The organism is Metabacillus sp. 113a (assembly GCF_050107635.1).
Lineage (GTDB): Bacteria > Bacillota > Bacilli > Bacillales > Bacillaceae > Metabacillus_B.
The window spans coordinates 22,531-38,314 of the sequence record NZ_JBNILJ010000012.1; the positions used below are offsets into that span (position 1 = coordinate 22,531).

A 15,784-nucleotide genomic window follows, 5' to 3' on the forward strand; every position below is an offset into this window, starting at 1 on the left:
TGTCATGCCTCCGTATCAAGTATCCCAAGCTGGCGTTTCAGCATTTTAATCTGACCCCTGTGACTGATTTCGTCTTCCATGACATGAAACCATAGATAGTAAGGATTATAGAGGGTTCCATTTGGGAATGTACGTTTATCATAAAGCCATTCATCCTGTTTGGTCTGCAGTTTACGGAGCGTTTTTTCCCTCGTTTCTGAAAAAAGAGAGCGGTAGAAATCGAAGCTTTTGCCTTTAATCGTTTGTCTTGCCTTTGTACCAAGCTCTAGAGCGGGACCCCAAATTGAATCCTCTTCTTCATTAAAACTGCGTCCCTCAAATGAAATCAGCTGATGTACCGTTTCAATCGCTGCGATATGAGTAAAGAGAGCACCAATGCTATTGCCTCCGTTACTGACTCTCCTATCCAGTTCTGCCTGAGAAAGCTTTGCGCCTTCCTGCAGAGTGAGTGCCCGGGTATGTTCAAGCATACAGACAAGCTCCCCGATCCTCTGGTCATATCCCATTTTTGGCTGAATCTCATATTGCAGCATTCCTTTATCCCCCTTTGCTTAAAAAAAAGACAGGATTCCCTGCGAAGAAAAGAAAATCCTATTCTATTATAGCACCTGCTGCCATAAAATCTCAGTTGCTTTTTAAACGGTTTGATTAAAAAATTATCTCATAAACACGTGAGAGGTGAAACTTCCGTAAAAACGGAAAAATTCCGAGATTCCGGAGTGAATTAAATGCTGATTCCGAAATAGTGGAAAATAAGAGGGTCCAGGGTGGCTAATTCAGCTCAGAACGTCATTAACATCGGCGGTTTTTGCATGTCCGTTTTTGTGGCACGCTTTTTGCTTATTAAATAACAAACTGGTTGTAAGCGCTTCCTAAACTGGTTAAAGATCGCAGCAAAGGGGGATATATGTGGAAATCATTATTATTTTATTGTCTTTAAGTTTGTTGATGTTTGTTGCTTACAGAGGATTTTCCGTCATTCTGTTTGCTCCCATCTGTGCGCTTTTCGCTGTTTTGCTCACAGACCCAAGCTTTGTGCTTCCATTTTTCTCGAATGTCTTTATGGAAAAAATGGTCGGCTTTATCAAGCTGTATTTTCCGGTATTCCTGCTCGGCGCCATTTTCGGAAAAGTGGTTGAAATGTCCGGTTTAGCTGAAACGATAGCCAAAACCATTGTAAAACTGGTGGGAGCTAAACGGGCCATTCTCGCTATTGTGCTAATGGGTGCTATCCTGACGTACAGCGGTGTCAGTTTATTTGTAGTTGTGTTTGCAGTCTATCCGTTTGCTAAAAACATGTTTATTGAAGCAGACATCCCAAAACGGCTGATTCCGGGTACGATCGCGCTTGGCGCCTTTACTTTTACGATGGATGCTCTCCCCGGAACACCGCAAATCCAAAATGTAATCCCGACAACCTTTTTTAAGACAGACATTTATGCAGCTCCAGTGCTTGGAATCATCGGGGCCGTTTTTGTCCTTACACTTGGGATGCTCTATCTGGAATCGCGCCGGAAGAAAGCACAAAAAGAAGGAGAGGGGTATGCCGGGCTTGACTCCGAAACGGCTGCAGCTTCTGAAGGATCTGATCTTGCTTTGGAGAAAGAAAAGGCATCGCTTTCGGTAAATGCAGAGCCTAGCCCTGTAAGGCGGGTCCTTGCGTTTGTTCCGCTGATTCTTGTAGGAGTCATGAATAAATATTTTACTGTATCTCTCCCGCAATGGTATCCGAACGGATTTGATTTTTCTGCGATCGGTCTTGAAGCCTTCGGGAAAATTGAACTTTCATCGGTTGTGGCGATATGGTCAGTGGAGCTCGCACTGCTGATTGGAATTATTGCCACCATAGCGTTTGACTGGAGAGCGGTAACCGCCAATATTCAAGAAGGATTGAATGCCGGAATAGGCGGGGCCCTTCTGGCGGCTATGAATACCGGAGCGGAATATGGATTTGGGGGAGTCATCGCAGCTCTTCCCGGCTTTAAAACAGTAAGTTCGGGAATTTCGAGCACCTTTACCGATCCGCTCGTAAACGGGGCAGTCACGACTACCGCTCTGGCAGGGATTACCGGCTCGGCTTCAGGAGGAATGGGGATTGCCTTAAGTGCAATGTCTGAAACGTACCTCCAGGCCATAGAGAAATACAACATTCCGCCCGAAGTGATGCATAGAGTTATCTCTATGGCTTCCGGGGGGATGGATACGCTCCCTCATAACGGAGCGGTTATTACGTTGCTAGCTGTTACAGGCTTGACCCACCGGCAATCGTATAGGGATATTTTTGCCATTACGATTATTAAGACGATTGCTGTATTCGTTATTATCGGTCTGTATAGTTTGACAGGACTTGTTTAATGCAAATCACTAGGGGAGGCGAACGGAGATGGGAAATGGGAAAGTCATTCAATCCATTGAAGAGGCCGTTGAGCTTATTCATGATGGAGCGGTACTAGTAGTAGGAGGATTCGGATTATGCGGAATCCCGGAAAAAAGCATACTGGCTTTGAAAGAAAAGGGAGTAAAAGGCCTTACAGTAATAAGCAATAACTGTGGGGTGGATGACTGGGGACTTGGCCTGCTTCTGGCAAATAAACAGATTAAGAAAATGATGTCCTCCTACGTGGGTGAAAACAAAATTTTCGAGCAGCAATATTTGAACGGAGAGCTTGAAGTTGAATTGATTCCGCAAGGTACCCTGGCAGAAAGAATGCGGGCAGGAGGAGCCGGCATCCCCGGCTTCTACACAGCGGCAGGTGTCGGCACGAAGGTGGCGGAGGGCAAAGAGCATAAGGATTTTGACGGAAAAACCTATATTCTTGAGCGCGGAATTACAGGAGATTTCGCGCTGGTGAAAGCATGGAAGGCAGACCCGCTTGGAAATCTTGTGTTTAGAAAAACCTCAAGAAACTTTAATCCTGTAGCTGCAATGGCAGGGAAAGTTACAATTGCAGAGGCGGAGGAAATCGTTGAAATTGGCGAATTGAATCCGGATGAAATCCATACGCCGGGGATTTATGTCCAGCATGTTTTCAAAGGCTCACACTACGAGAAACGCATTGAACGCAGAACTGTGCTTCAGGCGAAGTAAAGGAGGCTGTATAGAATGATGGAAAACAGGTTGAAAATGGTAAAAAGAGCGGTTAAGGAAATTCAAGATGGCATGAACGTAAATCTGGGGATCGGGATGCCAACATTGGTCGCCAATGAAATTCCTGAGGATTACAGCGTCCTTCTCCAGTCTGAAAATGGACTTTTAGGAATTGGGGCCTATCCTGCCGAAGGTTCTGAGGATCCGGATCTGATCAATGCTGGAAAAGAGACCGTTACAAGCGTCCCGGGTGCTTCTTATTTTGACAGTGCCGAATCCTTTGCCATGATCAGAGGGGGCCATATTGACCTCGCCATTCTAGGGGGAATGGAAGTATCAGAAGAGGGCGACTTAGCCAATTGGATGATCCCCGGTAAAATGGTGAAGGGCATGGGCGGTGCAATGGACTTAGTAAATGGCGCGAAGCGGATTGTTGTCATTATGGATCATGTCAATAAATACGGTGAATCGAAGGTAAAACCAGCCTGCACCCTTCCGCTGACCGGCAAGCGAGTAGTAAACCGCCTGATAACCGACCTGGCAGTCTTTGATTTCAACAATGGCCAGATGGAGCTTGTAGAGCTTCAGGAGGGTACCACTATAGATGAAGTGAAAGAGAAAACGGAAGCATCGTTTACGATAAGCAGCAGCCTGATGGCGGCCCGTTAAAAATTTAAAAAGGAGCTGGAAATGGAGAATTCGCTTAAACATAAAGTGGCTTTGATTACAGGGGCAGCAAGCGGCATTGGATTCGAAACAGCGAAAGAATTCGCGCAGCAGGGAGTTTCCGTCGTCCTTTCAGATTTGAAAGAAGAAGCGGCTGAAGAAGCAGCCAGAACTATTAGGGATGCAGGCGGGGAAGCTGTATCCGCTGCTTGCGATGTAACGAAAGAAGAGCAGGTAGAGGCAGTGATCCAGCTTGTTATGGAAAAGTATGGCCGGCTGGATATTCTGGTGAACAATGCAGGTCTTCAGCACGTCTCACCAATAGAAGAATTTCCAACAGAGCGGTTTGAATTTTTAATAAAAGTGATGCTGACTGCTCCGTTTATAGCCATCAAGCACGTCTTTCCAATCATGAAAAAACAGCAGCATGGCAGGATCATCAATATGGCTTCTATCAATGGTCTGATTGGCTTTGCTGGAAAAGCTGCTTACAACAGCGCAAAACATGGAGTCATCGGACTTACAAAAGTAGCAGCGCTGGAGGGGGCAGAGCACGGCATAACCGTTAACGCGATCTGCCCGGGGTATGTAGACACACCGCTTGTACGCAATCAGCTCTCAGATTTAGCGCAAACGAGGAATGTAGAGCTTGAAAAAGTGCTGGAGGAAGTCATCTATCCCCTTGTCCCCCAAAAGCGGCTGCTCGATGTTGAGGAAATTGCCGGGTATGCGGCTTTCCTTGCAGGCGGCGGTGCTAAAGGGATTACAGGCCAGGCTGTTGTCCTGGATGGCGGCTATACTGTTCAATAGTATGAATTGGATTAGGTGGGGGAAGGCCGTGTTGTGCGGTGCCATTTACAATACGGACGGTTGGTTACGCCAGCCCCCACTTCAAACTCTCCCAAAAATAAGCGGGGGGGGGGGGGCAGTTCAAGCGCATCGGGTCCCTTGCCGGCTGGTGAACTGCTAACGGAAAAAAGCGCTCAGTGGACCTGAGCGCTTCTTGTCGTTTTTGCGTTCTTAAGAGTGGAAATCACCTCATTGGAGTATTCTCCCGCAATCACCGGTTACACGCTTTATGTGAGAATATCGGTGGATAAAAGACAGCTGAGAAATAGAGAATTTTGTCGAAAAGTAAATATACGTAAAGTACGGACAATAAAGCAGAAGTACGGACAATAAAACGAAGAGTACGGACAATAAAATAAAAGTACGGACAATAAAACGATGAGTATGGACAATAAAACAAAAATACGGACAATAAAAAGTTCCAGGACCAAACCCGGGCGGAATCTGGATCATTTTCCCTACTTGGAGCAGCTTGTAACTCAAATACAGAAGGAACCGGTACTCAATGAGTCCGCAAATCCTGTCGAATTACATCGAAAAGTCTTTATATGAAAAGTACGGACAATAAAACAGAAGTACGGACAATAAAACAAAAGTACGGACAATAAAAAGTTCCATGACCAAACCCGGGCGAAATCCGAATGGTTTTACCGATTTGGTACAGCTTGTATCTCAAAAACAGAAGGAAACGGTAAGCAATGAGTCCGCCCAGCCTGTCGAATTACATCGAAAAGTCTTTATATGAAAAGTACGGACAATAAAACAAAAGTACGGACAATAAAACGATGAGTACGGACAATAAAACGAAGATGCGGTCCAATCTATAGCTGAAAAAACCGTTCCGCAGCCCCCTGAATCGCGCCAGGCAAACATAATCATGCGAATTGTATAGTTTATCAGCCGAATTAACAGCGGAATTTTCTCATGAGTAATTCAAGCTGCTTTTGACAGCTCAACCGTGAAATCGTTACTATATATGAAAACGTTAACATTTACGAAGGAGAGTTTAAGGTGAAAGGATTATTGGAACTCATCCCGCCGGACTGGCTTGAAGAAGTGATCAATCTGGCGGCAGAATGCACAGTTGTTGTTAATCACAAAGGGACTATTCTATATCTGAATCATGCTTACTGTGATTTTTTGAAAGTTTCTCCGGACGAAGCGATAGGCAGACCTGTCCAGGAGATCATTGAAAACTCCAGGATGCAAATTGTCGCTAAAACGGGCAAAGCAGAGGTTGCCTCTATTCATCCAATTAACGGGAGTGAAATGATCGCAAACCGATACCCATTGTATGTAAAAGGGCAGCTTGTTGGGGCAGTCGGTACGGTAATGTTCAGGAATCCGCAGGAATGGCTTGATTATTCCAGAAAGCTGCAGCCTTTGATGGATGAATTAAACTATTATAAAAACCGTTATGAAAATGAGCTGCAAAGCAAATATCATTTTGGCGATTTGATTGGGGAGAGCCGGAAATTTATTGAGGCAAAGCATCTCGCTAAGCGCGTTTCGGAAAGTCACTCAGCTATTCTTCTTTTAGGGGAATCAGGTACTGGAAAGGAACTCTTTGCCCATGCTATTCATCAGACGAGCGGAAGAAAGCATTTGCCTTTTATGAGAATCAATTGTGCATCCATTCCTGAACATTTATTTGAATCAGAGATATTCGGGTATGAAGAAGGTTCCTTTACGGGTGCTAAAAAAGGAGGAAAGAAAGGAAAATTTGAACTTGCTAATGGCGGAACGATCTTTTTAGATGAAATCGGCGACCTTCCGCTGCAAATGCAAAGCAAATTATTAAGGGTGCTTCAGGAAAGAGAGATTGAGAGAATCGGAGGGAGAGGGCCCATAAAAATTGATGTCAGGGTCATAGCTGCCACACATCGCCGTCTTGAAACAATGGTGGAAGAAGGGTCTTTCCGCAAGGATCTCTACTACAGGCTGAACGTTATAAAAATTGAGATCCCTCCCCTCAGGGACCGGAAAGAGGACATCCTGCCTGTAAGCACCCTTCTGTTGAGAAAGCTCGAAGGGAAATTTCATCATTATGGTTTAAAGCTGTCCGAGGAAGCCGCTGCTTTGCTTGAAGAGCATGACTGGCCGGGAAATATTCGGGAACTTGAAAACGTTCTTGAAAGAGCGGTTAATGTCCTGGATGGTCTTACAATATTCCCGGAGCATATGCCCTTATATTTGCAAAGTGAAGAAAACAATGGGACCCGTGGGGTACCGTCTTCATCTGCCAAACATTTTATGGGAGAGCCCATTAGGACGCTGAAGGAGAGTGTTTGCGATGCTGAAAAGGCAGCCATTATCGGGGCTTTGAAAATGACGGGCGGAAATAGAGCAAAAGCAGCAAGGCTTCTTGGAATTGGGAAAACGAGTTTATATGATAAGTGCAAGCTGTACTCAATAGAGAAAATGTAAATTTTTCGGCGTTATAAACCGTATCATTGGACACGGTTCTATATGTCTACTAATTTTCAGTCTTTTTACATACGCAAAGAGAATGGCGCAAGATTAATGATGAGGCACAACTTAGTAGATGATGTCGAATTTAAGGGATCCTTCCAATTATGCCCTTTTCAGCGCTCAAGGACCTTCCTTATTTTTCATTCTTTCGACCTATTTTTATGACGTTATTCTCGTATTCTTTTAAAATAGCGTCATATTGTTTACACTCGATCAAGTAAAATTTACAAAAATCGCATAGATTTACCATTAGCATTGATATATATTTTGTACGAGGATTTTATAGAGGAGGATATGAGGATGAATAAAAAGAGTATGAAATGGTTTATGCACTTATCTATTGCTTTTGCCATGATTTTCAGCCTGCTTGCTCCAGCAGGGGCGAATGTTTCAAGAGCAGCGGATGTACTGACCGTAGCGGAAGCAATTGCGAACAATAACGGCCAGACTGCAACGGTTGAAGGATATATTACAGCTCATACAACCGGTGCAAAATCAGTCAAATTTGACCCCCCTTTTGGCAACGATTACAATGTTGCAATCGCGGACAGCAGTGCAGAAAAAGACGTAAGCAAAATGGTTTCTGTACAGCTTCCATCAAGCTTCCGATCCACTTTCGGACTGCAGTCAAATCCTGCTTTAATCGGAAAGAAAATAAAAGTGACCGGCGAATTGCTTGCTTACAATAGCATGCCGGGGGTTAAAAACGCATCCGCTATTGAATTTTCAGATGCCGTAAGTGAGCCTCCAACGGATGAACTAAAAACGATTGCCGAAGCCCGTGTGCTCCCAAAAGGGTCTTCAGCTGCAGTAACGGGAACGGTCACGGCGATTTTTACAGCGGGCGGAAAGAACAATGTCTACATCCAGGATGATACAGCCGGCATGATTATTAGAGGAGCCAGCCTTGATGCAAAAGTTAAGGCGGGTGACAGAATCAAGGCTTCAGGCTCAGTGAACGATTACTACGGAATGTCCCAGCTCGATACGTCTGCTGAAGCTGTATCTGTTGAACAGGCAGACGCAGGGGTGCCGGAAGCTCAAATCGTATCTTCACAGAATTTTAATGAAGAGATCGAAGGGGAACTCGTTACCGTTAAAAATGCATCTGTCGGGTCCAAAGACAGCAATGGAAATTTTTCTGCAGAGGATGCAAATGGCAAATTTGTCATAAAACCTTCTGACAGCGCACTTCTGGAATCCGGGAAGACATACGATTCAATTACCGGAGTCATCGATTATAACTTTAACGAGTACAAGCTTGTTCCGAGATTCTCTCAGGATGCAGTGGAAGATGAGTCAGCGGTTCGCCCTGTCACTGCAGATCCTGCTCCTGGTTTTATTCAATCAGGAACGGAGGTTGCTCTTTCAACAGAGACGGAGGGCGCCGCTATTTATTTCACAGTCGATGGAAGCGAACCCAATACTCAAAGCATTCGATACGAAGGACCAATTAAAGTTGAAAAGGATACGGTAATCAAGGCTGTTGCTGTTAAGAATGGTTTAAAAAACAGTGACTCGTCTGCATTTGAATACAAAATACAAAAAGAAGCTATCCGCATTCATGACATTCAAGGGGAAAGTCATACATCTCCTTATAACGGACAAAATGTTGCCGATGTGGAAGGAATCGTTACGCACGTTGCAGACAGCAGCAATTTCTACATGCAGGACATGAACCCCGACAGCAACGAAAACACTTCTGAAGGAATTTTAGTCTACAAACGCTCTCACGGCATGAAAGCTGGGGACATTGTAAAAGCAAGCGGACAAGTAAAGGAATGGGTCCTTGAAGGATACAGCGAAAAGCTCCAGACTGATTTACCGGTAACAGAAATCAACGCAGCGGGCATTGAGAAGGTTTCTTCTAATAATGAACTTCCGGCACCTGTGATGATCGGCAAGGACCGAATCGCCCCTGCAAAAGTAATTGACAACGATCAATTTGCGGCATTTGACCCTGAAGAGGACGGAATTGATTTTTATGAAAGTTTAGAAGGAATGAGAGTAGGAGTGGAAAATCCCAAAGTTGTTGCTCCTCAAAAATACGGCGAACTAGTTGTGGTTCCTGAAAGTGTAAAATCGAATACGAAGGATGGCGGACTTCGGGCAAAGAAAAATGACTTTAACCCTGAACGTCTGCACATTGATATTAACGATGAGTCATTCCTTGCCAAAACAGGTGATTCCTTCAAAGGAATGATAAATGGTGTTGTGAGCTACGGTTTCAGCAATTACAAAATTCTCAGCAGCAAAAATGAACTTCCTGAGTTTGTGCCGGGAAATACAAAACGCGAAATCACCCATATTAAGAGCAAAAAGGATGAATTGACTGTTGCATCCTATAATGTTGAGAACTTTTCTGCGGCAGACGGCGATGAAAAGGTTACAAAGCTTGCTCAGGCAATTGTTACGAATTTAAACAAACCAGACATTGTTGGCCTTACTGAAATGCAGGACAATGATGGTCCGGCTGATACTGGAACGACAGCTGCTGGTGAAAGCTATAAGAAGCTTATTGATAAGATCAAAGAATTAGGCGGACCTGAATATTCATATACAGACATTGCACCAGAAGATAAAAAAGACGGCGGACAGCCGGGCGGAAACATCCGGGTTGGATTTCTGTACAACGAAGACAGGGTCAAGCTTGCTCCTGGAAAGAAAGGGACGGCTACACAAGCGGTAGGATATGAGAAAGGCAAATTGACTTTAAATCCCGGCCGGATTGATCCTGCAAATGAAGCCTTTGAATCAAGCAGAAAGTCTCTGGCAGCTCAATTCAAATTTAACGGCGAGGACGTCATTGTCGTAGCCAATCACTTTAACTCCAAAGGTGGAGACCAGCCGCTTTTCGGAAAAAACCAGCCTCCGGAATTGAAAAGTGAAGAGCAAAGACATAAAATTGCTGCGATTATCAATGGATTTGTTAAAGACGTGGAAAAGAAGAACCCGGATGCTAATATGATCGTTCTTGGAGATTTCAATGACTTTGAATTCTCAAAAACATTCGATATCTTAGAAGGTTCCGAGCTTAAAAACATGGTTGATAAAATTCCTGCTAAAGAACGTTACTCTTACATCTACCAGGGAAACTCTCAAGTACTTGATCACATCTTAGTATCCAAGCATCTTGCGAAAACGACAAAAGCTGATATTGTTCATATCAACTCAGCCTTCATGGAAGAACAGGGACGCGCGAGCGATCATGATCCTTTATTAATTCAAACAGATTTCAGCTCGAAAAAAAGAATTTGCAGCATCTGGGAGCAAATTTTAAACAAGAGCAATCAAAACCAGTACAAAGAATTTTGTGCCCGCTAAAGAAATTGGGAAAAACCTGCTGAAAAAGCAGGTTTTTTTTGCTTTTCACGGCAGATCACCATTTGGTTTACTTCAGGCTTTGGGATACAAACATAGACTTCCATCAGAGAAGAATAAATATCTCTGCTAGATATGTTTAAGTGAGACAAAAGAGGAAAACTAAAGAACAGGCGTCAAAGTCCGTTTTACCTATGCACTAAAACGGGTACTGTACACTAATCATACAATTTTTTACACATATCAGGCATGGCTTAATCAAAATAATGAGAGTTTGTCATTCAGTAGAAATGCTTAATGAGGAGGCATAGAGATGATGCGATTAGAAGTTAACATTCAGCCGTCTGCTGAAGCCGCTGTACTAATATATAAAACAGACATTGTAGGGGATTTTTTAAAGGAGCTCCCTGAAACCGAGTTTTTTATATATAAAAATGCATTTAAAAATAAGAAGCACTCGTCTGAATTTGAAAAAGCAGCCAAAGAATTAATGGAAACTGAAAAAGAAATTAAGAAAATCGGCACGGAACTCCAATCAGAAATGAACAGACGGCTCATTCAAATGGAGACAGCAGAATGAGCAAGAGACGCCAGGACCTGCTGAAACTGCAAACGGAGCTAGATAGAGCTGAAGCTTCTGCTACAGAAGCAACGAGAATATTGAATACGATGTTCGACGCCGACTACCCGGACAGTTCTAACACCTCATCCGACTCCATTGAACATTTAAAAGAGCAAATGGACTATAACATGATTCAATACAAAATGAAACTTAATCAGTTAAAAAAACTGCTCTCAGATGCAAGCGGATAACAACGCTTGATTAGGAGCAGTTTTTGGATTGTACGAAACAATGAGTTATTATCTGCAGTCGACAGTGGTATTAAAGAGTCGTGCAAATTCAATTGTTGTAAAAGCCGATAGTTTTTCTAAGATCCTCTTGCTGTGAAGCTATGTGCAGATGAACGCCCTGCACGGCCGAGCCCGGTTTTTGCACAATCATGGATTGGTAAGGATGTGTTGTTTCAACAAATTCTGAAGTATGCTTTGGCATTGGCCCATGATGACTATAAGTATTTACCGATTCTTTTTCCTCTACTATACAATCCCTCTATGCAAGCGGCCGGCAGCCCATTCAATAGTCACTTGCCCCGGCCCTCCTCCTGACGATATTCATTATTCAAACAAATTGTTTTTATCCCCTCATTAAATAAAGCATCTTCAACGATTCCTTAATAGATATCCTTGGCTGCCAGACTTCGCCCGGACAAGAAGCCCACCCACTGCTAAGCAGAAGTGCGGGAATGGCTGAATCTTCTGTGTTCCTGCCCAAGCCGATATGGATCCTCACCCACAAGAGGGAAACTTCCCATCAGAAAGAAGTGAACGTTTCTTTTAAAGAGAGCGATTAAAGCAGGTATTATATGGAGAAACTGTTAAAGATGTACTTGTTTCCAACCATGCACCACGAAATACCACAGAATTTCTAAAAGTATTACAGAGGTTTCAAAGAGATAACAATTGGGCTATTGCGGTTTCTTTTTTATTGCCGGTCCGATACAATGCCTACTGTAGCTATTAAAGCAACTATAACTTGCAGCAGGAGGAGAAAAGATGAAAAAAATAATGTATCCTCTCACCATAGGATTAATGAGCTTAGTTCTAGCAGCATGCGGAGCACAGGATGAGGCAAAAGAAGAAAAAAAAGAAACGAAAGAAACGGAACAGCAGGCTAATGCTAAACAGCCAAGCCAGGAAGAACAGCAAAAGCAGATGGAAGAAATGCAGAAAAAGATGGATGCTCAAAAAGTAGAAGATAATAAAGAGGTCGCTGTTGTTAACGATCAGCCGATTAAAGGAAAAGAATACAATGCCGCTTTATCTTCTACTCAAATGCAAATGCAGCAAATGGGACAGGACCCTACGTCCAAAGAAGCTGAGAAGCAAGTGAAGGATCAGACGGTGAATACTTTGGTCGGGCAGAACATTCTCATGCAGGAAGCGGATAAAAAGGGGTATAAGGCTTCGGATGAAGAAGTTACTAAGCAAGTAGAGGAAATAAAAAAACAGTACAATAACGATGATAAGAAATTTCAAGAGGCTTTAAAAATGCAGGGCATGGATGAAAAGCAGCTGAATGAGCAAGTCAAAGAAAGCATTAAAATGAATAAGTATGTAGAAAAAGAAATTCCTGCGCCGGAAGTAACCGATAAGGAAATTGAAGAGTATTACAATCAATTTGCTGAGCAAGGCGGTGCAAATGGCCAAAAGCCGCCTAAGCTTGAGGAAGTAAAACCTCAGATTAAAGAGCAGCTTACCCAGCAAAAGCAAAACGAATCACTTGGCAAGAAAGTGGAAGAACTGAAGAAATCAGCTAAAGTAGAAGTGAAGATTTAATAAAATGGCTCTCAGATTCATTCTGGGGGCTGTTTTTATTTGGACGGTTTTATGGGGAACGGGCATTCGTCAGTATTGACTTCCAGCAAAAGGGTTAAGACCTTTGAGGATACTGGAGCGGGGCATTTCTGTTTATTATGTATCTTTTAGAAAGAGCAGCTGAGATGGTTGAAGCGCCTGAAAATTGAAGGATGCTTCCAAATGCCTGAATAGAGTTTCCTTCCTCTTCCTTTCCTTTGAGGAGGTAACAGGCACCAATGGCCTCTATCGCCGCTCCGAATGAAACAAGGTATTCACCTGCTGCAATTATATCCGCTAAAGGAGAGTACGGATCAACTGCAGCCGCCTCAATTGCAGCTCCCGCGGCCTGGACAGAATCTCCCAGTATATCAAGCCTGAGCCCGTTTTCCCGATCTCCGTTCAGGATAAATACACCTGCCACTGTATTCGCAGCATTCCCTGCAGCTTGAAACCAGGAGCCGGATGCAGCAAATGAACGTCTTCCTGCAGATAGGGCCACAGCCTGAAGTGCGTTTCCAGAAGCTTCTGTACCATTTCCAATCACGACTAATTTTTCACCCAGAATAGGAGAACTCCCCGCAACAAGTGCTTCTCCTGCTGCGGCAATCGCTGTCCCGACAGCTTGAATGGATGCACCTGTCAGTTCAAGAAGTCCCTCACCAACCATTGTTCCTCCTCCTTTTTTAATAGGTTAACCTATATTATTCCCAACCAGGGGTGAAGTTGCACAGCGCTTAACACGAAAAAACCGGTCTGCCAAAGCAGTCCGGTTTAAAAATTAGGTATTCAGGCTACGAGGCGGCATTAGGGACATGACCTGGCTGCATCGCCGGATTTTTGTCATACTTGAGCACGCTTGTACTTGCCATCATGTCATGCAGTCCCTGATGATTTGTATTGAAAACAACAAACAAATAAAGCAAAGGGAAGGCCCCGGTGGCATTAAGTCCAATCACCCTTACAATTGATTTGCCTATTGAAATCTGTCCCCCAGATTCATCTACAATTTTCAGCCCCATCCAATATTTCCCCAATGTTCCCTGGAAATGTGAAGCAGGCATTGCAATTTGATAAAAGAAGCTGGCAGCACTCCCCAGGATAAAAATAATGACTGAAACGGGAGACTTCACGACTGTATCCGGGATAAGGGCAAGAATCAATAAAATCAATCCCCAAATTCCCATTATCATCAATGAATCAATCAACTGGGCAACAAGACGCTGTCCTGCGCCGGCATACCTTCTACCCATGAAACAAAACACTTCCTCTCAATATGTATAATTTAGTAAAATATAGAAAAGCATGGTTTCTTTTACCCTGTGGATTAATAAGATAAACGTCATAATAGTGAAGAGAATCCAATATGCCGATTGCAATGATCATAGCTGCTCCAAGTGACATGCTGGCAGCGGAGCTAATAGAAGGCCTTTAGGCCGGAAACCATGTGGCTCAAGGGCAGGGTTTGCCGCAGCATTGCCAAATTAGCGCATTAATTGCTAAAAGGCGGTTGAATCAGAATTCACCTGCAGAACGATGGAACCTGGCATTAATCCCATTCTTTCTATTGAATAAAGTCCTTCAAAATAAGACGCAAATCCTAACACGATGAAAGGACTTGTTAACAGATAAATAAATTCCATTTTAAGGGTATTATTTGTGAGGATAGATGTGTTTTAGACGTGCTGAAATACATCTATAAAGATTCTTTATTTAAAAAATAGGTGAATAATGACATGGATGAGTCCTATTGCTCTATCTTAGTCTAAGCATTACAGCTCATAAAACGAAAACAAGGACTATCGATTCGACTTAAATCGACAAAATCTTCAGGTGTTCTTCCTATTATAATAATCCAAATTTCCGTTGTGCTTATTTCAAAATATCTCCTATACTTGAAGAAAGAAGAAGATGGGGTGAAAAATGGTGAATGAGATGGATCGCTTCAATCAGCTTATGAGGAGCGTAATGAACACGGAAGGTGATTGCTATGCGGTACAGCAGCTCAGAGGCGAACTCGTTTTACTTATGGACCAGTTTACCGGTATTATTCACCAGACAACCAACCATGTATCGGAAGCAGCTTATGATTGGACAGGGAAAAGCGCGGATGGATTTAACAGGGTAATGGAAGATGCAACAGATGCATTTGTCTCGATATACAACCATATGAATCAAATGATTTCCGGTCTGCAAAACGAGGAAGTGCGGCTGTCGGAGCTTGCTGAACAGCTAGAAGAGAAAGCGAGAGATACCATTTAATGAGCCATCAAATTAAATTACGCGCCGATGAATTGACTGCTTTAAGCAGCCAGCTGAAAGCGCGTGAAAAAGAATTGCTTGAAGTACAGCAGGGGTTTGTGCATTCATACTATAAAGCTTCCTCCCATTATCCCAACCTTAAACTGCTGGAGGTTTCATACCATTCTGATTGCATAAAAAAAGAGCTCGAAAAATTGATTGAAGCCATGTCTCAGCTGTCAGAAATCGCAGAAAAGACTCCTTCAGAAATGTCCCGATCTGATCAAGAAGCAGCCCGGCAATTTGAAAACACCTATTAATCACTAAATGGATAGAGCTGGCCCGATTATCCCGGCCCGGCTCTTTGAGGCTCTTTAATGCTCTTTTCCTTCATTTTTCCCGCTCTTTTCAGTGCACCATTCCCGCCCGCCTGATCGTTTCAATTCCTTTTTAAACTTATTGAACTCATTCCAGGCTAGAAAGGCGAAAAGACCGATTCCGCAAGCAGCTTTCCATCCATCCTTCTTATCCATATGTTTCATTCCTCCTTTTTTTCCATTCGTTCTGCTGAACTCAGCTGTTAAAAGCAACTGACAGGCTGTGCGCCTATCCAAAGGCGTGTGAGCCCCCTCATCAATGTGCGGCCAAGGTGCTCCATCAGGCGTCTTACGCTTTCCGCTCCAATTAAAACAATAAGCTTTATCAAAGCCTTCAAATTTAAAAATTAATGTT

15 protein-coding genes are annotated in these 15,784 nt (G+C 43.4%); 11 read left to right on the forward strand and 4 right to left on the reverse strand.

The genetic code is table 11. The features are described from left to right. Nucleotides 1–2: 2 nt before the first annotated feature. Entirely contained in the window at nucleotides 3–533 is a 531-nt protein-coding gene (locus tag ACQCVE_RS14915) for a DinB family protein (protein ID WP_426846777.1), read from the reverse strand. A 376-nt stretch (nucleotides 534–909) separates the two neighbouring features. Here ACQCVE_RS14915 and ACQCVE_RS14920 point away from each other — a divergent pair, with 376 nt between their 5' ends. From ACQCVE_RS14920 to ACQCVE_RS14960, 9 genes are all read left to right on the forward strand, one after another. After that, on the forward strand, nucleotides 910–2,355 hold the full coding sequence (locus ACQCVE_RS14920; protein WP_426863293.1) for a GntP family permease: 1,446 nt from the start codon (nucleotides 910–912) through the stop codon (nucleotides 2,353–2,355). Between the two features lie 28 nt (nucleotides 2,356–2,383). Next, nucleotides 2,384–3,088: a CoA transferase subunit A gene (locus ACQCVE_RS14925; RefSeq protein WP_426846773.1), complete on the forward strand. Its 705-nt coding sequence runs from the start codon at nucleotides 2,384–2,386 to the stop codon at nucleotides 3,086–3,088. A gap of 15 nt (nucleotides 3,089–3,103) precedes the next feature. Further along, complete coding sequence (locus ACQCVE_RS14930; RefSeq protein WP_426863294.1) at nucleotides 3,104–3,757, forward strand: 3-oxoacid CoA-transferase subunit B; 654 nt, start codon at nucleotides 3,104–3,106, stop codon at nucleotides 3,755–3,757. A gap of 21 nt (nucleotides 3,758–3,778) precedes the next feature. Continuing rightward, on the forward strand, nucleotides 3,779–4,564 hold the full coding sequence (locus tag ACQCVE_RS14935; protein WP_426863295.1) for a 3-hydroxybutyrate dehydrogenase: 786 nt from the start codon (nucleotides 3,779–3,781) through the stop codon (nucleotides 4,562–4,564). Nucleotides 4,565–5,614: 1,050 nt separating this feature from the next. Beyond that, on the forward strand, nucleotides 5,615–7,030 hold the full coding sequence (locus tag ACQCVE_RS14940; RefSeq protein WP_426863296.1) for a sigma-54 interaction domain-containing protein: 1,416 nt from the start codon (nucleotides 5,615–5,617) through the stop codon (nucleotides 7,028–7,030). 345 nt (nucleotides 7,031–7,375) lie between these two features. Beyond that, nucleotides 7,376–10,399, forward strand: coding sequence for a DUF6359 domain-containing protein (locus tag ACQCVE_RS14945; protein WP_426863297.1), 3,024 nt, complete (start codon nucleotides 7,376–7,378; stop codon nucleotides 10,397–10,399). A 310-nt stretch (nucleotides 10,400–10,709) separates the two neighbouring features. Beyond that, nucleotides 10,710–10,976 carry a hypothetical protein gene (locus ACQCVE_RS14950; RefSeq protein ID WP_426846952.1) on the forward strand — a complete coding sequence of 89 codons (267 nt, stop codon included), beginning with the start codon at nucleotides 10,710–10,712 and terminating at the stop codon, nucleotides 10,974–10,976. Beyond that, nucleotides 10,973–11,209 carry a hypothetical protein gene (locus ACQCVE_RS14955; RefSeq protein ID WP_426863298.1) on the forward strand — a complete coding sequence of 79 codons (237 nt, stop codon included), beginning with the start codon at nucleotides 10,973–10,975 and terminating at the stop codon, nucleotides 11,207–11,209. The genes ACQCVE_RS14950 and ACQCVE_RS14955 overlap by 4 nt, the downstream gene beginning before the upstream one ends. A gap of 801 nt (nucleotides 11,210–12,010) precedes the next feature. After that, a complete protein-coding gene (locus ACQCVE_RS14960) occupies nucleotides 12,011–12,793 on the forward strand; it encodes a SurA N-terminal domain-containing protein (protein WP_426846950.1) in 783 nt (260 codons plus the stop codon). A gap of 94 nt (nucleotides 12,794–12,887) precedes the next feature. On the opposite strand, the gene ACQCVE_RS14965 is transcribed toward ACQCVE_RS14960, so the two are convergent. Both ACQCVE_RS14965 and ACQCVE_RS14970 read right to left on the reverse strand, forming a co-directional pair. Further along, nucleotides 12,888–13,481, reverse strand: coding sequence for a DUF6944 family repetitive protein (locus ACQCVE_RS14965; RefSeq protein ID WP_426863299.1), 594 nt, complete (start codon nucleotides 13,479–13,481; stop codon nucleotides 12,888–12,890). A gap of 124 nt (nucleotides 13,482–13,605) precedes the next feature. Next, a complete protein-coding gene (locus ACQCVE_RS14970; RefSeq protein ID WP_426863300.1) occupies nucleotides 13,606–14,064 on the reverse strand; it encodes an RDD family protein in 459 nt (152 codons plus the stop codon). A gap of 715 nt (nucleotides 14,065–14,779) precedes the next feature. On the opposite strand from ACQCVE_RS14970, the gene ACQCVE_RS14975 reads away from it, so the two are divergent. Then, complete coding sequence (locus tag ACQCVE_RS14975; protein WP_426863301.1) at nucleotides 14,780–15,073, forward strand: hypothetical protein; 294 nt, start codon at nucleotides 14,780–14,782, stop codon at nucleotides 15,071–15,073. After that, on the forward strand, nucleotides 15,073–15,372 hold the full coding sequence (locus ACQCVE_RS14980; protein ID WP_426846946.1) for a hypothetical protein: 300 nt from the start codon (nucleotides 15,073–15,075) through the stop codon (nucleotides 15,370–15,372). The genes ACQCVE_RS14975 and ACQCVE_RS14980 overlap by 1 nt, the downstream gene beginning before the upstream one ends. A gap of 54 nt (nucleotides 15,373–15,426) precedes the next feature. Here the strand turns inward: ACQCVE_RS14980 and ACQCVE_RS14985 are convergent, their stop codons facing one another. Further along, nucleotides 15,427–15,585 (reverse strand): hypothetical protein, encoded by a 159-nt coding sequence (locus ACQCVE_RS14985; RefSeq protein WP_426846945.1) that lies wholly within the window; start codon nucleotides 15,583–15,585, stop codon nucleotides 15,427–15,429. Nucleotides 15,586–15,784: the final 199 nt, after the last annotated feature.